Origin of the sequence: Streptococcus sp. HMSC066E07 (assembly GCF_001814695.1) — a bacterium.
Taxonomy (GTDB): Bacteria; Bacillota; Bacilli; order Lactobacillales; family Streptococcaceae; genus Streptococcus; species Streptococcus hominis.
The window spans coordinates 1-840 of sequence record NZ_KV817454.1 but is presented as its reverse complement, the minus strand read 5'-3'; the positions used below and the strand labels follow the sequence as shown (position 1 = coordinate 840).

Sequence of the window (840 nt, the reverse complement as noted above, 5' to 3'; positions counted from 1 at the left end):
CAATCGTATAAACTTCAGTTGAACCTGCCAACATGGTCTTACCGTTGACATCTTCACCCTTAGCATTGGTTCCTTTCTTCTTAGGCTCTGCTTTCACTTCCTTGTAGACATAAGTAACTTCGGTTACACCTTTGGTAACTTTACCTTTTTCATTACCTTTTGTCTTTTCAGGAACGAGGTTGTACACTTTATCACCAGACTTGATCGCTGTCGTCTTGTGATCGGTCGTATCGTAATTTTCGCCAACACGAGCATGAGAAGTATCCGTTACATCTTCTTTGATCTTCTTACCAGATTCGTCTTCATAGTGAACAACTACATCACCGAATACTTGTTTGTAGATATACGTAACATCTGTATTTCCTTCAACAACGCGACCTTGTTCAAGACCTTGAGTCTTTTCAGGAACAATTTCATAGGTACGACCATCTTTTGTAGTAATCGTCTTATGAGCGTGATCACGAGTGTCATAAACCGTATTGATTGGAGCACCAGTTGTATCTTTTTCAGGATCTTTGATAACTTTGCCATCTTCATCTTTATAATGAACGGTTACATCACCAACCACTTCATCGTAAACATAGACAACACGAGTAGTTCCTTTGACAATCTTACCACTTTCTTGACCTTGAGTTGCATTTAGATCAATGCGATAAACTTTACCATCAGCTGTAGTAATTCTAGTTGGTTTGTGATCTGTTGTATCGTAGTTCGTACCAACTTTGCTATCTGGTGTATCAACAACACGTGGTGCGATAGTATTACCTTTCTTGTCTTGGTAATCAACGACAACGTTACCGTATTCATCTGGTGTTGGAATATCTGGTACAAGATCATAGT

At 39.2% G+C, this 840-nt stretch carries 1 protein-coding gene; it reads right to left on the bottom strand.

Annotated features, from left to right (window positions below; all coding sequences use genetic code 11):
* Positions 1-840: MucBP domain-containing protein (locus tag HMPREF2984_RS09735; RefSeq protein ID WP_180363938.1), on the bottom strand; the 840-nt coding region annotated here is incomplete at both ends.